Source organism: Agarivorans sp. QJM3NY_33, from assembly GCF_050870865.2.
Lineage (GTDB): Bacteria > Pseudomonadota > Gammaproteobacteria > Enterobacterales > Celerinatantimonadaceae > Agarivorans.
The window spans coordinates 3264719-3281791 of record NZ_CP194039.2; the positions used below are offsets into that span (position 1 = coordinate 3264719).

Below are 17073 nucleotides of genomic sequence, written 5' to 3' on the forward strand. Positions count from 1 at the left end.
CGCTAAAAACTAACCAAATACAAATCGCAAATAACGGTGCTTCAATGAGGTAGGTGTTCAAAGTAAGCAAAGGCTGATATCAATGTCTGTGCTTTGCGCTTACTTTAGATAAGCCACAGCAAGCAAATGTCACCGATAACATGATGCATCAACAAAGCCGTGACCAATCACCAGCGACTTGAGGTTCAACTTAAAAGCATTTTTGGAAGTAAACCGAATGGCATACCTTGCGACATCAATGATGGTTCATGAAAAATCAATCAAATGAAGATGAGACATGTTAAACAACAAACTGTTAAAGCTTTTAGGCGCCGACTGAAGGTCTACCTCAACGGCTTGGTTAGAGGGCGCTGCAGTCCCAAAAACACAAAAGGAAGCCTAAGCTTCCTTTTGTAAATTTGAGCACCAACGCGTGCTTATGCGCTGGCATTTTTCTCGGCTTGAATGCGCATATAAATTTCTTCACGGTGAACCGAAACTTCTTTCGGTGCATTAACACCGATACGTACTTGGTTTCCTTTCACACCCAATACGGTCACAGTCACTTCATCCCCAATCATCAAGGTTTCGCCTACACGACGAGTCAAAATTAGCATTTATATCTCCTTAAATTCGATTTCTTATTCTTTAGCGACTTAACAGACTATTATTTTCAATTATTCAGCCTATAGACTAGCCTGTTTAAGTCGCAGAGTCATTATTATTGGTCGAGCTTGTAGGCGCTATGCAACGCACGCACGCCCAGTTCCAAATATTTCTCATCAACCACTACCGATACTTTGATTTCAGAAGTTGAAATAAGTTGCATATTTATTCCTTCTGCACCAAAAGTCTCAAACATAGTTTTAGCGACACCGGGGTGGTTCATCATGCCAACGCCAACAATAGATATTTTTGCTAAAGAATCTTTACCTTGGACTGCTCGGGCACCCAATTTTTCGCAAGTTTGCTCTAGTAAGACTTTGGCGCGTTTATAATCATTACGATGTACCGTAAAAGTAAAGTCAGCTGTACCATCGCCCATTGAGTTTTGAATAATCATATCCACATCAATGTTCGCTTCCCCAATCGGAGTCAAAATTGCCGCTGCCACCGCAGGTTTATCTGGCACACCCAAAATCGTTAAGCTCGCTTCATCCCGATTAAAGGCAATACCAGAAATGACCGGTGATTCCATTTTATTTCCCTCATAGCTAATTAGAGTGCCATTACCTTCTGCAAAACTGGATAATACTCGCAGTGGCACATTATATTTCCCGGCAAATTCCACTGCACGAATTTGCAGAACCTTCGCTCCCAAGCTAGCCATTTCAAGCATTTCTTCAAAAGTAATACTCTCTAAACGGCGCGCCTTAGGCTCAACCCGCGGATCAGTGGTGTATACACCATCCACATCGGTGTAGATCTGGCACTCATCGGCCTTCAGCGCGGCTGCAATGGCAACAGCAGTGGTGTCTGAACCACCACGACCAAGCGTAGTAATATAGTTATCTGGGCTACGCCCCTGAAACCCAGCAATCACCACAACTTTATTCTTCGCTAAGTGAGCCTTGATGTTTTGATCGTCAATGCTAGTAATACGCGCTTTACCATGCGCATTATCAGTATGCATTTGGATCTGATCTCCCGTCATCGAAATCGCATCACAGCCCTTCTTCTGTAAAGCAATACTCAACAAGGCTATTGTCACCTGCTCGCCAGTTGATACCAGAACATCCTTTTCACGCTCACTGGCGTTTTCATCGATTTGATTCGCTAAGCCCAACAAGCGATTGGTTTCACCAGACATCGCTGAAAGCACCACAACTAAATCGTCACCCGTTTGTTTATGCTTAATCACTCGGTCAGCCACGGCTTCGATACGCTCTATCGTACCCACCGATGTACCGCCATATTTTTGAACAATTAGTGCCACTTGCTTTCCTTCTTTCTTAACACTGAATGTTGATATGTTTAAAGCTTTTCGCCTAGCCACTGTTTCACTTGTGCCAGCGCATTTGCTATACCATCGGGATTATTACCACCAGCTTGTGCCATATCAGGTCGACCGCCGCCTTTACCGCCAACGCATTGGGCTGCAATATTAACCATTTCACCCGCTTTAACACGGCTTGTTAAATCTTTAGTGACGCCCGCAATTAGACTGACTTTACCGTCGCTTACCGTGCCCAAGAGTACCACGCCACTTTCCAATTTAACTTTCAACTCGTCTACGATGCTGCGCAAGGCTTTGCCTTCAACACCATCGAGGAAGGCAATTAATACTTTCACACCGTTAATCGTTTGTACTTGATCTGCCACATCGTTACTGGCGACACTGGCCAATTTGTCTTTCAATTGGGAGATTTCTTTTTCCAACATCTTGTTTCGGTCAACCAGCTGCATCACTTTTTCACCGATGGTGAATTGATCACCTTTGACCAAGTTAGCTGCCGTTTGAACTTCTTCGGTTAATCGATGGATCAGATCAATCGCAAATTGCCCGGTAACCGCTTCGATACGACGAACGCCAGCTGCAATCCCTGCTTCGCTAGTCACTTTGAAAAAGCCAATATCACCAGTATGATTTACATGGGTACCACCACAAAGCTCTGTAGAGAAGTCACCCATGCTCACCACCCGCACGTCATCATCATATTTTTCACCAAATAGCGCCATTGCACCGGCTTGTTTGGCTTCTTCCAAGTTCATCACCTTGGTGAGTACTGGTAGGTTACGGCGAATTTGTTGATTGACTAAATGTTCGATCTGACTAATCGACTTCATCGAAATCGCTTCAAAATGAGAGAAATCAAAGCGTAAACGTTGCGCTTCAACTAACGAACCTTTTTGCGATACATGCTCGCCAAGTGTTTGTCGTAAAGCTGCATGTAATAAATGAGTCACCGAGTGATTAAGTGCCGTGTTCCAGCGGCGACGTGAATCTACTTTGGCCCTTAGTTGCTGTTGGGCAAGACTAGCCCCTTGAACATATCCCTTATGTAGAAAGGCTTTTCCTAACTTAATGGTGTCTTCAACGACAAAGCTACCGCCATCAAATTGAAGCTCACCAGCATCCCCAGCCTGACCGCCAGATTCAGCATAAAATGGGGTTTTATCAAGCACTAAAATGCCATGATCACCATTCTCTAACACCGACTGTTCCTCACCTTCTTTAAACATTGCAACAATGTTTACCTCGGCTTCTAGATGTTGATAACCTAAAAACTCGGTTTCGGCGTTAATTTGCAGATTATCGTTGTAGTCCGTATCGAAATGACTCGCTTTTTTAGCGCGTTCTCGTTGCGCTTGCATTGCTGCGGTAAACTCAGCCTCATCGACACTAAGCTCACGCTCTCGAGCAATATCGGCAGTTAAGTCAGCAGGGAATCCATAGGTATCATAGAGTTTAAAAACTAACTCACCCGGGATAACGGAGCCCTCTAAGCCCTGAAGCGCCTCATCTAAAATCATTAAGCCGCGATCTAAAGTCTTAGCAAATTGCTCTTCTTCTTGACGTAAGACTCGCTCAATAACAGGCTGCTGCTTGGCCAATTCTGGGTATGCATCCCCCATTTCGGTAATTAAGGCCGCTAACAGTTGATAAAAGAAACCTTCTTGCGCACCAAGCTTATTCCCGTGACGCACCGCTCGACGAATAATTCGACGCAATACATAGCCGCGGCCTTCATTAGCGGGCATAACACCGTCGGCAATCAAGAACCCACATGCTCGAATATGATCAGCAATGACCCGTAACGATTTATTTTCTAAATCATTGGTACCGATGATTTTTGCAGCTGCTGCAATCAAGTTTTGGAAAATATCAATTTCGTAGTTGGAGTGGACCCCTTGTAAAATCGCAGAGATCCGCTCAAGGCCCATGCCGGTATCAACGGATGGGTTTGGTAAAGGCTCCATATGCCCGTTAGCTTGGCGGTTAAACTGCATGAATACGACGTTCCATATCTCGATGAAACGATCTCCATCTTCTTCAGGGGATCCCGGAGGGCCACCCCAAATATGCTCGCCATGATCATAGAAAATTTCGGTACAAGGACCACAGGGTCCTGTGTCACCCATTTGCCAAAAGTTATCAGACTCAAACTTTTTCTCTGGTGACTTGTCACCAATACGAATAATCCGATCTTGTGGTACACCGATTTTATCGGCCCATATATTAAAAGCTTCATCATCCGAGTGATAAACCGTCACCAACAACTTTTCTTTAGGTAACTTAACCACTTCGGTTAAAAACTCCCATGCGTAAGCAATTGCATCTTCTTTGAAGTAATCACCAAAACTGAAGTTGCCTAGCATTTCGAAAAAAGTGTGGTGACGTGCAGTATAGCCAACATTTTCTAAATCATTGTGCTTACCGCCCGCCCGAACACAACGCTGTGAGGTTGTCGCTCGGGTATAACTACGCTTGTCAATTCCGAGAAATACATCTTTAAATTGATTCATACCCGCGTTAGTAAATAGTAAGGTTGGATCGTCATGTGGCACTAACGAACCACTTGCCACAACTTGGTGATTTTTGCTGTTAAAGAAGCTTAAAAACGCTTCTCTTACTTCAGCTGAAGTCATCTTCATGAAACTCTTTCCTGGGGGTTTGTAGCAACTCGACTTAGTGGTAAAGCTAGTATTACTCGTCGACAAGCGCTGAAAAAAATGAAACTCAAATTAATCGCGACAATATAGCACGCAGACCTTTATAGGCAAAGTGTTCGACACTTATTGCTGCTGCTCGCTAAACAAAAGATTGATCAGTTCAAAATCGAAGCCACGACGATATAGGTAAGCGCTGCATTTTTGCTGTAAAAGTCGTTCGGAGGGGAAGCCTTGACTGAATTTACGTGCAAACAGCTGCTGAAGGGCTTGATACCAGTCCCATTCAGGAAGAGCTAACACTTCTGTGACAATCGCCTTATCAATTCCTTTACTGAGCAAGTATTGATAGAGGTAATTACGTCCATAACCTTTAGCAAGGCGGGAGCGAGTTAATTGCATCGCATAATTAATATCATCCAACCAAGCATTCTGCTCAGCATAGTCAATGGCGTCAGCGATATCCGAGGGTGAATAACCCTTTTGTTGCAGTTTTTGCGATAATTGACGGCGACTATAGGCGCGCCGAGAAAGTAAATTGATGGCTGAGTTTAAAGCGCTACGCTGGTTCATCATTAATAAAAAGGAGCCTTACGGCTCCTCTAGATTGGCTTACGCTTCGCTATCGACTGGCAAGTCTTCAACTTTTACCGGCTCTTCCGCAACCACGGGATTAAGAAGGTTATTACGAATGGTCAATTCAATTTCTTGAGCGATTTCTGGATGCTCTTTTAAGTAATTTGAGGCATTCGCCTTACCTTGACCAATTTTTTTACCTTTATAAGAGAACCAAGCACCAGCTTTATCAACTAGTTTTTCAGCCACTCCAAGGTCAATTAATTCACCGTAGCGATTAAAGCCTTCACCATACAAAATCTGAAACTCAGCCTGCTTGAACGGAGCCGCTATTTTATTTTTAACAACTTTAACGCGCGTTTCGTTACCAACAATCTCATCACCGCTTTTCACTGCACCGATGCGACGAATATCTAAACGAACCGAAGCATAAAACTTCAAGGCATTACCACCCGAAGTGGTTTCAGGGTTACCAAACATCACGCCAATCTTCATCCGGATTTGGTTGATAAAGATACACATACAATTGGTTTGTTTTAAAGTACCCGTTAACTTACGTAAAGCTTGAGACATTAAGCGTGCTTGCAAGCCAACGTGGCTATCACCCATATCGCCTTCAATTTCGGCTTTTGGTGTCAGTGCGGCCACTGAGTCAATCACTATCATATCAACCGCGCCAGAACGGGCCAACATATCAGTGATTTCTAAGGCTTGCTCACCCGTATCAGGTTGAGAGATAAGTAGCTCATCAACATCGACGCCTAACTTTTTAGCATAGATAGGATCCAGAGCATGCTCAGCATCGACAAAAGCACAAACCTTACCGGCTTTTTGCGCCTGCGCAATGGCTTCTAGTGTTAAGGTTGTTTTACCAGAACTTTCAGGGCCATAGATCTCAATCACCCGGCCCATAGGTAAGCCACCAGCGCCTAAAGCGATATCCAAAGATAACGAACCGGTAGAAACCGTTTCAATATCCATAGTACGGTTATCGCCAAGTTTCATAATTGAACCTTTGCCAAATTGTTTTTCAATTTGACCTAAGGCCGCAGCCAGTGCCTTTTGTTTATTTTGATCCATATCGCCCTCATCAGGTGCTTTAAACAATCTTATTGTCCAGTAGTATACTGTTTATTCATACAGCATCAAGTTTATTCCACTATAAATTAGTAAAAGAGTTTTGCCTAATCCAGCCACAACTTTTATCCTTGCAGCTTCATTTAGCCAGTTCACTATGCAGTTCGATGACCGAAATGACCGATATCAATCTAGAAAAACATACACCGATGATGCGCCAATACCTTAGCTTAAAGGCACAGCACCCCGAAATTTTACTATTTTATCGGATGGGTGACTTCTATGAATTGTTCTATGAAGATGCCAAGCGTGCTTCTGAATTGATGGATATTTCCTTAACCAAACGAGGACAATCTGCGGGCAACCCAATACCAATGGCCGGGATCCCCTATCATGCCGTAGAAACGTACTTATCCCGTCTGGTGCAACTCGGTGAATCGGTCGCTATATGCGAACAGATCGGCGACCCGGCAACCAGTAAAGGTCCAGTAGAACGTAAAGTGGTTCGCATCATCACACCAGGCACAGTCAGCGATGAGGCTTTATTAGAAGAAAAGCAAGAAAACCTATTGGTAAGCGTTGTAAATCAACAGCTGCAGATTGGACTCGCCTATTTAGATATTGCCAGCGGCCGGTTTGTGATTAATCAATTCAGCGGTGAACAACAGCTTCAAGCTGAGTTGCAAAGACTTAAGCCCTCTGAGCTACTATACCCCGATAACTTTGAGTTTGTAGAGATCTTACAAGCGAATAAAGGCCTACGTCGGCGCGGAGAGTGGGAGTACGATCTTGCCAGCGCACAAAAAATATTAAACCTACAATTTGGTACCCGTCACCTAGATGGTTTTGGCGTTAGTGAATACCCATTAGCGATAGCTGCCGCAGGTTGCTTAATGCAATATGTTCAAGATACACAACGCACCGCCTTACCGCATATCAATACGATCATCATCGAAAAGCAAAATCAATTTATTCAACTCGATGCTGCTAGCCGTAAGAACCTTGAACTTACCCGTAATTTGTCTGGCGGGCAAGAACACACCCTCAGCGCAGTATTAGACCGCAGCGCAACCGCAATGGGGAGTCGGCTGCTAAATCGTTGGCTGCATCAGCCCTTAAGAGATCAGGCTCAAGTCCGTGTGCGTCAAGATTGCATTGCCGAATTAATCCAAGCAGATTTATACGGACAACTACAAACTCAGCTCAAAGCAATTGGAGATATTGAGCGAATTTTAGCGCGTTTGGCGCTGCGCTCAGCGAGGCCTCGAGATCTGGCCAGACTTCGCAATGCATTTAATATCTTGCCCGAATTACAAAGCAACTTACAACAAACTGTCGCTTTAGCACCATTGGCTAAAGACATTGCTGATTTTCCAGAACTACTGGAACTATTACAGCGAGCGCTGATCGATAATCCGCCAGTGTTAATTCGTGACGGTGGGGTAATAGCCGCAGGCTATAATCAGGAGCTTGATGAATGGCGAGATCTAAGTGACGGCGCCAATGACTACCTTCGTCAAATTGAACAACGAGAGCGAGAGCAAACCGGGATTGCCAACTTAAAAATTGGTTATAACCGAGTACACGGCTTCTATATTGAAGTCAGTCGCCTATATGCAGACCAAGTACCGGAGCACTATATTCGTCGTCAAACTTTGAAGAATATGGAGCGTTACATTATTGCCGAACTCAAAGAGCATGAAGAAAAAGTACTCTCCAGCCAAGGCAAAGCACTTGCTCTTGAAAAACAATTATATGACCAATTATTAGATCTACTGCTACCAAAAATCAGTGAATTACAGCGTAGTGCCCAAGCTTTGGCACAGTTGGATGTTCTTAGCTGCCTCGCTGAACGCGCCGAGTATTTAAACTACGTTCGCCCTAGTCTTGTCCAACAAGCTTGTATCAACATTCAAGGTGGGCGCCATCCAGTCGTTGAACAAGTTAACGAAACGCCATTTATTGCTAATCCCGTCCAACTTAATCCGCAACGTAAATTATTGATTGTGACTGGCCCTAACATGGGCGGGAAATCAACCTATATGCGACAAACCGCACTGATTAGTTTAATGGCCTATATTGGTAGCTATGTACCCGCGGATAGTGTCGAAATCGGCCCTATAGACCGAATTTTCACTCGAATTGGCGCATCTGATGACTTAGCGAGTGGGCGTTCTACATTTATGGTTGAAATGACCGAAACCGCTAATATCTTACACAATGCGACCCCCCATAGTCTGGTCCTCATGGATGAGATTGGTCGCGGAACTAGCACTTATGATGGAATGTCCTTAGCATGGGCTGTTGCCGAACAACTCGCCAACATAAGCTCTTTAACTTTATTCGCGACCCATTACTTCGAACTCACTCAATTACCGAAGCTCATCGACGCCGTCGCCAATGTTCACTTAGACGCTGTAGAGCATCATGACACCATTGCATTCATGCATCAGGTTCAAGAAGGTGCAGCCAGCAAAAGCTTTGGTTTACAAGTTGCAGCCTTGGCAGGGATCCCCCAATCGGTGATCTCAAAGGCCAAAATAAAGCTAACACAACTGGAAGCATCAGTGCCACACGATAGTCCGGCTCAGCCACAAGACCAAGCATTTGAACAGCAACTGAACATTGAGCTTCCCCTCCCCCAACAACATCCAGTCATTGAGCAACTTAAAATGCTAGATCCCAATGAACTGTCGCCACGAGCGGCCCTAGACTTGCTCTTTATGCTCAAGCAACAAACGAGTCACTAATCTTTAGCGCTCAAATAAAACTCAATCAAAAAAGGAAGCCGAAGCTTCCTTTTTTATTCAAACGATAAAATATTAGACTTTAAATAAAGCGTCTATCGACAAATTTTGTAATGACAAAATATCCCGTAAACGACGCAATGCCTCCACCTGAATTTGTCGAACCCGTTCCCGGGTAAGGCCAATTTCGCGTCCTACATCTTCTAAAGTCGATGCTTCATAGCCGAGTAAGCCAAAACGGCGCGCCAATACTTCACGCTGTTTACTATTCAGTTCACCTAACCAGCCAACAATGCTATTTTTCATATCATCGTCTTGGGTTCGATGCTCTGGACCGTGATCATTTTCATCAGAAATGATATCGAGCAAGGCTTTATCGTTATCTCCGCCAATTGGTGTATCCACAGAGCTAATACGTTCGTTCAAACGCAGCATCTTAGTCACATCTTCAACGGGACGGTCGAGAGTCTCGGCAATTTCTTCTGCGGTTGGTTCATGATCTAAACGATGAGCTAACTCACGAGCTGTACGTAAATAAACATTCAGTTCTTTTACCACGTGAATCGGCAAACGAATGGTACGAGTTTGATTCATGATGGCACGTTCAATGGTTTGACGGATCCACCAAGTTGCGTAAGTCGAGAAACGAAACCCGCGTTCCGGATCAAACTTTTCTACCGCTCGAATCAATCCCAGATTACCCTCTTCAATCAAGTCTAATAACGCTAAACCACGGTTATTATAACGGCGAGCAATTTTAACCACTAAACGTAAGTTACTTTCGATCATTCGTTTACGAGCGGCCTCATCACCACGCAGCGCTCGTCGTGCGTATAAAACTTCTTCCTCTGCAGTTAATAGTGGAGAGAAACCAATTTCACCAAGATAGAGCTGAGTTGCATCTAAACTCTTGGAGACATCGGCTTGCATGATGTCATCTTTTTCAGCGGTACGTTCAACCTTAGTATTACCTGTCGTTGAAACACTTTTTAGTTTTACAGCAGTTTTTGCTTGAGTCATAGCATAGCCTCCCTGAACAGACCTGATTGCTAATTATTATTGTGTGCAATCTAGGCTAGAGTGTCGGTAGAAACCTTGTTGGATCGACCGACTTTCCTTTGAAACGGATCTCAAAATGTAATCGCGTATCAGTTGTCCCTGTATCCCCCATATCAGCGATATGTTGTCCTACTACTACTTGCTGTTTTTCCTTCACTCTTAAACGACTGTTATGTGCATAAGCACTTAAGTAATCGTCATCGTGTTTTATAATTATAAGTTTTCCATAACCTCTTAACGCGCTCCCTGCATAAACCACTTTGCCTGACGCTGACGCTACTACTTTCTGACCTTGCTTGCCACCAATATCGAGCCCCTTATTACCATTGGCTTTAGTTGAGAAGCCTTTGATAATTCTACCCTTTGTAGGCCAAACCCAGCCTTTAGCAACTTTCGTTGGAGCCTTGGTTACACGCTTGGTCGAGTTTTTAGCGTATGCCTTTGTTGACGTTGATTCAAGTTTTTTTGACGATTCATTAACATATTTGACTTGCGCTTGCGCTGTTTTATGCTTGCTTGGTTTAGCCTTACCGGACTTAACTCCGTTAGATTTCAATTTAATAGTTTGACCTACAAAGATTGTATACGGAGCTGAGATATTGTTTCTTTTTGCTAAAACTTTGGGGTCAAGCCCAGCTCGCCATGCAATGGAGTAAAGAGTCTCTCCTTGCTTAACGGTATAGCGAGTAGAATTTAAGACCCCATGATTATCAGCATTGTAAATTCCAGCATCACTCACTGGCGCTGGCGCGCCCTCTCGACTACAGCCAAATAACAGGCTAAGCGAAATGAAGAAAATGAGATACTGCAATGTTTTCATCTAATTAACGTAATAGTAAATAGGCAACCACTGCTAACACAATAACCAACCAACCCAATAATTCAACGTATTTCCGCAGTTGTTCTTCCATTCTCTTGCCGCCCCACTTCATCAGCCCGGCCACCAAATAGAAGCGCATCCCACGGCCAATGAATGAAATAAGTAAGAATGGAACGAAAGCCATATTCAATATACCAGCTGTTAAAGTAAATACTTTATAGGGGATTGGCGTAAAACTAGCGACAAACACCACCAATACTCCCCAATGCTCAAACCAACGAAAAGCAACCTCCATTTTATCTTGGTAACCGACTGACTTCACCAACGGAGCGACCAGTGGTTCATAGAAAAACTGCCCTAAGCCGTAACCCAAAGCGGCTCCGAGTACTGAAAAGATAGTGGCCAATAAGGCAAAGCGCCAAGCCCTGTATGGTTGCGACAATGCCATCGGTGCTAACATCACATCCACCGGGATTGGCCAGAAAACTGATTCGATAAAGCTCATGCTACAAAGATAGCGAACTGCATGTTTATGCTCTGACCACAACATCACTCGGTCATATAAATGACTAAATATCTTCACGCTAATTCACCATTCACAAGAGGGACAAAACGTACTGGCTCTAAACAGCGCTCGCTGTAACCCTGTACCTGTTTTTCGATCAACAATAAAGTTTGCTGTTGCTGTTGCGCACCAACTGGAATAATCATCCGCCCGCCAACATTTAACTGCTCCACCAGTGCTTGTGGCACCTCGGTTGCTGCGGCCGTCACCAGAATCGCATCAAAAGGCCCCTTACTTGCCCACCCCAGCCAGCCATCACCATGCTTTGTCGCTACATTATGTAAATCGAGTAGTTTGAGACGACGCTTAGCTTGAAACTGTAAAGTTTTGATCCGTTCTACCGAATAAACTTGCTCAACCAGAGCAGCTAATACCGCGGTTTGATAGCCCGAGCCGGTCCCGATTTCCAATACTTTTTTCGGCTTTGCTTCTAGCAACAACTCGGTCATTTTCGCCACGATGTAAGGCTGAGATAAAGTTTGCCCTTGCCCAATTGGTAAAGCGGTATTGTCCCAAGCTTGATGAGCTAAAGCTTCATCGATAAAATACTGACGAGGGAGTTTGGCGATAGCGCTAAGCACCTCGCGATTACTAATGCCGTGTTGGCGAAGTTGATTCACTAACTTCAAACTATGAGGGCTTTCGCCAAATTGCATTACAGTGCCTCCCAATCCTTGATCCACATATCGAGTGAGTCCAAATATGCGTGTGCCGTCATGTCGATGGTAAGTGGGGTTATCGATACATAGCCTGCCGCAATGGCGGCAAAGTCGGTTCCCTCACCAGCATCCTGCATGGCTCCCGGAGGACCTAACCAATATATATCGTGCCCTCGCGGATCTTGTTGTTTAACCATCATTTCTGCACGGTGACGACTTCCTAAACGAGTTACTTTTATGCCCTTTATTTGACTTAAAGGCAAATCAGGAACATTAACATTTAAAATTTGATTACTGGGTAAACTCTGTTGACGGAGTTGTTTGACCAATTTCAAGCTGATTGCTGCAGCGCTCTCATAGTGCTTTCCTTCGCTACCAACCAATGAGACCGCAATCGCAGGCAAACCTAAATTGCGACCTTCCATGGCTGCCGCGACGGTCCCCGAATACAATACATCATCGCCCAGGTTTGCACCTTCATTTATCCCTGATACCACGAGCTCAGGCAACTCATCAACCAGCTCATTGATCGCGAAGTGCACACAATCGGTCGGCGTTCCCTTTACCGAAATAATATTATTTTCCAGCTCAACGATCCGTAAAGGATTTTCTAAGGTCAATGAGTTACTAGCACCACTGCAATTTCGATCTGGGGCAACCATCATCACTGGAGCGATACTTTGTAAGGCCTCTGCTAAACAATGGATCCCTGGAGCATATACACCATCATCATTACTCACTAATATGGTCATTATCATCGCCCTCGCAATTAACAATTTCTCGAAGAATACTTGTAGCGTAATTCCCCGCCGTTAAAAAAAAGCTCAGAACTAAATCGTTACCTTCAGCATGATAATTAAATTCTTTAGGCCGTAATGCTATAGCGCGACGTTCCATTTTCAAGCCTGCTTCAGCCAAACCCGCCACAATGTCTGGGTAGGCGGCAAGCACCGCGCTTTCAAATGCCAAAGCCTTATCTAAAGATACCAGCTCCCCTTTGCCAACCATGGGCGCCGATAACTCTATTTCCCCTTGCTGAAAACGCTCGACAATGCTTGACTCTGCTTGCTCAGCCACAAAATAAGCATTGCTCGTAGCAAACTTCATCACATCGCCATCGAGTATTTGATTAAATAACTGCTGCTCAATGCGTTGGCTAATCGCATGATTAAACACTAGACTGCGCGCCGCTGATAAATACATACTGCGTTTTTCACGGTTTTTAATCCGTTTGCCTGTAAACATCGCCAAAGCATTATCAATATTCCCAGCTCCCCGGCCGAAGCGCTGTGATCCAAAATAGTTTGGAACGCCCATCTTTGAGACTAACTTAGCCCGGGCCATAGCTTGCTCGATGTCGGAAACATCACGCAGACGGATCACAAAGTCATTCCCCGACAAAGCCCCCCGTTTCAGCTTACGATTATGACGAGCAATCGCGATAACTTTCACGCCCGAGCCCAGATCTTCGGCCAACTCAATATTGGATTTTCCAGGCAATTGGATACTAAACCATTGACGGGTAACCGCATGACGGTCCTTTAAACCCGCGTAGCTCACGTCTTTAGGGCTTACTTGGCAAGCTTCCGCGAGCATCTTAGCAACCCAAGCGGTGTTCTCTCCTGTTTTTTCGATTTGAACCAACATGTGCTCGCCATCACCGCTAAATTCAAACGGCAGCACCTCATCAACCCGAAAATCGACGGCTTGTTGCTTTAACAAACCAGTGCCAGTGGGTTGACCATGCAGAAAATTAAACTCAGAGATAACTTGTGAATAATTGCTCACTTAACAAGCCTCCAATAACACAACTGCATGACTAGAAATCCCTTCTTTTCGCCCTTCAAAACCGAGCTTTTCAGTGGTGGTGGCTTTTACATTCACGCGGTCAATATCCACATTTAGATCCTCGGCAATGTTTTGACGCATCATTTCAATGTGAGGCGCCATCTTAGGAGCTTGCGCAACAATTGTTAGGTCAAGATTACCGAGTTTATAAGCGCGCTGGCTCACCTCCGCCATCACTTGACGCAGTAAAATACGCGAGTCAATCCCTGCATAAGCGGGGTCATTATCGGGGAAATGATGGCCGATATCACCTAAGGCTAAAGCACCCAGTAATGCGTCGCAGAGAGCATGCAAAGCAACATCACCATCAGAGTGGGCGATAAAACCCTGTGGATAAGGAATGGCAACACCTGCAACCATCAATGGTCCTGGTCCACCAAATTTATGTACATCAAAGCCGTGCCCAATGCGGATACTCACGCGGTTTCCTCTTTATTAAGTTGTTGACTGACATACCACTCGGCTAACGCTAAATCTTCAGGGCAAGTCACTTTTATATTATCGCTTCGACCAACCACAATGCTCACCGGCTGACCCGCCCATTCCATGGCCGAAGCTTCATCAGTAATCTGCCCCCCAGCTTTTAAGGCTTGAGAGAGACATTGTTTTAATGGCGCGACTTGAAACATTTGTGGCGTTAATGCATGCCAAAGCTGCTCCCTGGAAACGGTATGCTCAACTTTACCTGAAGCGGCGCGTTTCATGGTATCGCGTACTGGAGTGGCTAAAATAGCGCCATCGGCGTGTAACTCTACGTGGCGAATTAACTTGCTAATATCTTGATGAGTAATACATGGCCGAGCGGCATCGTGTACCAAAACCCAAGCATTCTGATCGATAACCCCCAGCCCAGCCAATACCGAATCGGCTCTTTCTTCTCCACCAAACACCGTTAAAACCTTATCAGAAGCGGCTATAGCTAAGTGCTTAAACCATTGGTCCTCGGGGTGTAACACCACGACCACCCGCGCAATATCAGGGTGAGAAAGGAAAACACCAAGTGTGGTTTCTAAGATTGTTTGCTGACCAATCTTTAAGTATTGCTTGGGAATATCCGCCTGCATTCGCGAACCAATTCCCGCGGCAGGAAGCAATGCAATATATTGCTTCGATATAAAGTTCATTAATAGTAACTACTCAATGGCTGCGATTAGTTCCGTTCGGGGGAAGGAATGATTCGATAAAAGGTTTCACCTTGTTTTATCAGACCGAGTTCGTTTCGAGCGTGTTCCTCAACGGCATCTAAACCATTACGCAAATCCGCAATCTCCGCCTGCAATACAACGTTACGTTGGCTCAACTCCTGATTAGCGAGTAGCTGTTTCGAAACTTGTTCTCGCAAGCCGAAATAATCGTTAAGCGAATTTTTCCCAAACCATAGTTGGTACTGTAATAACATAACGAGCAGTATGAGCAGAATTTTAAACGAACGCATGATTCCTCCGTGAGCTAGATAATCCCATAAAGCCGATTGTTACTCCACTCTTAGTGCGTTGATTTAGCCAATTCAATGGCAAAAAAATCCCTAGTCGTAATTGCGACTAGGGATCCATGGAGGTTCGAGTCAAAGTTAATTTATAATTAAGCTTGAGCTTTAACTTCTTTAAGACCCTTAATATGGTGCTTTTGAAGCTAGTGCTTCTTCGATTCGTAGCAATTGCTTGCCCGTAGTTAACAAAGAGTAGCAACACGCTCAGAACGGCTCGCCGCTCTTCCACTTTAGCCTCGCCATCAACATTCATATAAAAAATCCCCGCCTAAGCGAGGATTTTATAATCAAAGTAGAATATTAGGCTTAACCGAAGTTAAGCCTTAATATTACTGACCTTTAACTTCTTTAAGACCATTGTAAGGTGCTTTTGAACCTAGTGCTTCTTCGATTCGTAGCAATTGGTTGTATTTAGCAACCCGATCAGAACGGCTCAATGAACCTGTTTTGATTTGGCCAGCAGCAGTACCAACCGCTAGATCAGCGATAGTTGCATCTTCAGTTTCGCCTGAACGGTGAGAGATAACGGCAGTGAAACCAGCATCTTTCGCCATTTTAATAGCAGCCAAAGTTTCGCTTAAAGAACCGATTTGGTTGAATTTAATCAGGATAGAGTTAGCAATACCATTGTCGATACCACGCTTAAGGATCTTAGTGTTAGTTACGAACAAATCGTCACCAACCAATTGGATTTTGTCGCCCAAAAGTTTAGTTTGGTGTGCAAAACCATCCCAATCAGACTCGTCAAGACCGTCTTCAATCGATACGATTGGGTACTGTTCAGTCAAATCTTTAAGGAAGAAGTTGAACTCTTCAGAAGTGAATTTTTTACCTTCGCCTTTAAGGTCGTAGATATTAGCTTCTTTGTCGTAGAACTCAGATGCAGCACAATCCATCGCTAGAGTGATGTCTTTACCTAGTTCGTAACCTGCATTTGCAACCGCAACTTTAATTGCTGCAAGTGCCGCTTCGTTTGAAGCCAAGTTAGGCGCAAAACCACCTTCATCACCAACTGCAGTTGAGTGACCATCAGCTTTAAGTACTTTAGCAAGGCTATGGAATACTTCAGCGCCCATACGTAGGCCTTCACGGAAGTTTGCAGCACCAACGGGTTGAATCATAAATTCTTGGATGTCTACGCTGTTATCTGCATGCTCACCACCATTGATGATGTTCATCATTGGAAGAGGCATAGAGTAAACACCAGGAGTACCATTTAAGTCAGCGATGTGAGCGTATAGTGGTACTTTTTTAGAAGCTGCTGCAGCTTTAGCAGCCGCTAAAGAAACCGCTAGAATAGCGTTTGCGCCAAACTTAGCTTTGTTTTCGGTGCCATCAAGATCGATCATGATTTGGTCAAGCTCAGCTTGAGCCAAAGCATCTTTACCAACTAATGCTTCAGCAATTGGGCCGTTTACAGCAGCAACAGCTTTTAATACACCTTTGCCTAAGTAACGAGCTTTATCGCCATCACGTAATTCTAGGGCTTCACGAGAACCAGTTGAAGCACCAGAAGGCGCAGCAGCCATACCGAAAGAACCATCAGCTAGATGAACTTCAGCTTCTACAGTAGGGTTACCGCGTGAATCCATGATTTCGCGACCAAGTACTTTTACGATATTAGACATTACTAATTTCCTCTA

16 protein-coding genes are annotated in these 17073 nt (G+C 44.5%); 1 reads left to right on the plus strand and 15 read right to left on the minus strand.

The genetic code is table 11. The annotated features are described in order from the left end of the window. Window positions 1–416 precede the first annotated feature (416 nt). The 5 genes from csrA to recA all read right to left on the minus strand — a co-directional run bounded on the left by csrA (window position 417) and on the right by recA (window position 6246). On the minus strand, window positions 417–596 hold the full coding sequence (csrA, locus tag ACRRSY_RS14690) for a carbon storage regulator CsrA (RefSeq protein ID WP_137671596.1): 180 nt from the start codon (window positions 594–596) through the stop codon (window positions 417–419). 104 nt (window positions 597–700) lie between these two features. Further along, window positions 701–1915: an aspartate kinase gene (locus ACRRSY_RS14695; protein ID WP_432463556.1), complete on the minus strand. Its 1215-nt coding sequence runs from the start codon at window positions 1913–1915 to the stop codon at window positions 701–703. Between the two features lie 38 nt (window positions 1916–1953). Continuing rightward, on the minus strand, window positions 1954–4575 hold the full coding sequence (alaS, locus tag ACRRSY_RS14700) for an alanine--tRNA ligase (protein ID WP_432463557.1): 2622 nt from the start codon (window positions 4573–4575) through the stop codon (window positions 1954–1956). A 141-nt stretch (window positions 4576–4716) separates the two neighbouring features. Further along, window positions 4717–5166 carry a regulatory protein RecX gene (locus ACRRSY_RS14705; RefSeq protein WP_432452490.1) on the minus strand — a complete coding sequence of 150 codons (450 nt, stop codon included), beginning with the start codon at window positions 5164–5166 and terminating at the stop codon, window positions 4717–4719. Window positions 5167–5202: 36 nt separating this feature from the next. Beyond that, the gene (gene recA, locus ACRRSY_RS14710; protein WP_432463558.1) at window positions 5203–6246 is read right to left on the minus strand and encodes a recombinase RecA; all 1044 of its coding nucleotides are present in this window, start codon (window positions 6244–6246) and stop codon (window positions 5203–5205) included. Window positions 6247–6410: 164 nt separating this feature from the next. Here recA and mutS point away from each other — a divergent pair, with 164 nt between their 5' ends. Beyond that, complete coding sequence (mutS, locus tag ACRRSY_RS14715) at window positions 6411–8993, plus strand: DNA mismatch repair protein MutS (RefSeq protein WP_432463559.1); 2583 nt, start codon at window positions 6411–6413, stop codon at window positions 8991–8993. 72 nt (window positions 8994–9065) lie between these two features. Here mutS and rpoS read toward each other — a convergent pair whose 3' ends face one another. From rpoS to eno, 10 genes are all read right to left on the minus strand, one after another. Continuing rightward, entirely contained in the window at window positions 9066–9920 is an 855-nt protein-coding gene (gene rpoS, locus ACRRSY_RS14720) for an RNA polymerase sigma factor RpoS (protein ID WP_432456168.1), read from the minus strand. Between the two features lie 145 nt (window positions 9921–10065). Beyond that, window positions 10066–10869 carry a peptidoglycan DD-metalloendopeptidase family protein gene (locus ACRRSY_RS14725; RefSeq protein WP_432463560.1) on the minus strand — a complete coding sequence of 268 codons (804 nt, stop codon included), beginning with the start codon at window positions 10867–10869 and terminating at the stop codon, window positions 10066–10068. Window positions 10870–10873: 4 nt separating this feature from the next. Next, window positions 10874–11452 carry a YqaA family protein gene (locus tag ACRRSY_RS14730; RefSeq protein WP_432452486.1) on the minus strand — a complete coding sequence of 193 codons (579 nt, stop codon included), beginning with the start codon at window positions 11450–11452 and terminating at the stop codon, window positions 10874–10876. After that, window positions 11449–12090: a protein-L-isoaspartate(D-aspartate) O-methyltransferase gene (locus tag ACRRSY_RS14735; protein ID WP_432452485.1), complete on the minus strand. Its 642-nt coding sequence runs from the start codon at window positions 12088–12090 to the stop codon at window positions 11449–11451. The genes ACRRSY_RS14730 and ACRRSY_RS14735 overlap by 4 nt, the downstream gene beginning before the upstream one ends. Further along, window positions 12090–12848: a 5'/3'-nucleotidase SurE gene (gene surE, locus ACRRSY_RS14740; protein ID WP_432456167.1), complete on the minus strand. Its 759-nt coding sequence runs from the start codon at window positions 12846–12848 to the stop codon at window positions 12090–12092. Before surE ends, ACRRSY_RS14735 begins: the two co-directional genes overlap by 1 nt. Next, on the minus strand, window positions 12826–13881 hold the full coding sequence (gene truD, locus ACRRSY_RS14745) for a tRNA pseudouridine(13) synthase TruD (protein ID WP_432463561.1): 1056 nt from the start codon (window positions 13879–13881) through the stop codon (window positions 12826–12828). The genes surE and truD overlap by 23 nt, the downstream gene beginning before the upstream one ends. Beyond that, entirely contained in the window at window positions 13882–14361 is a 480-nt protein-coding gene (gene ispF, locus ACRRSY_RS14750) for a 2-C-methyl-D-erythritol 2,4-cyclodiphosphate synthase (protein ID WP_432463562.1), read from the minus strand. Further along, window positions 14358–15065: a 2-C-methyl-D-erythritol 4-phosphate cytidylyltransferase gene (gene ispD / locus ACRRSY_RS14755; RefSeq protein WP_432463563.1), complete on the minus strand. Its 708-nt coding sequence runs from the start codon at window positions 15063–15065 to the stop codon at window positions 14358–14360. Before ispD ends, ispF begins: the two co-directional genes overlap by 4 nt. 26 nt (window positions 15066–15091) lie before the next feature. After that, window positions 15092–15376, minus strand: coding sequence for a cell division protein FtsB (gene ftsB, locus ACRRSY_RS14760; RefSeq protein ID WP_432452482.1), 285 nt, complete (start codon window positions 15374–15376; stop codon window positions 15092–15094). 383 nt (window positions 15377–15759) lie between these two features. Next, window positions 15760–17058: a phosphopyruvate hydratase gene (gene eno, locus ACRRSY_RS14765; protein WP_432452481.1), complete on the minus strand. Its 1299-nt coding sequence runs from the start codon at window positions 17056–17058 to the stop codon at window positions 15760–15762. Between the last annotated feature and the right edge of the window lie 15 nt (window positions 17059–17073).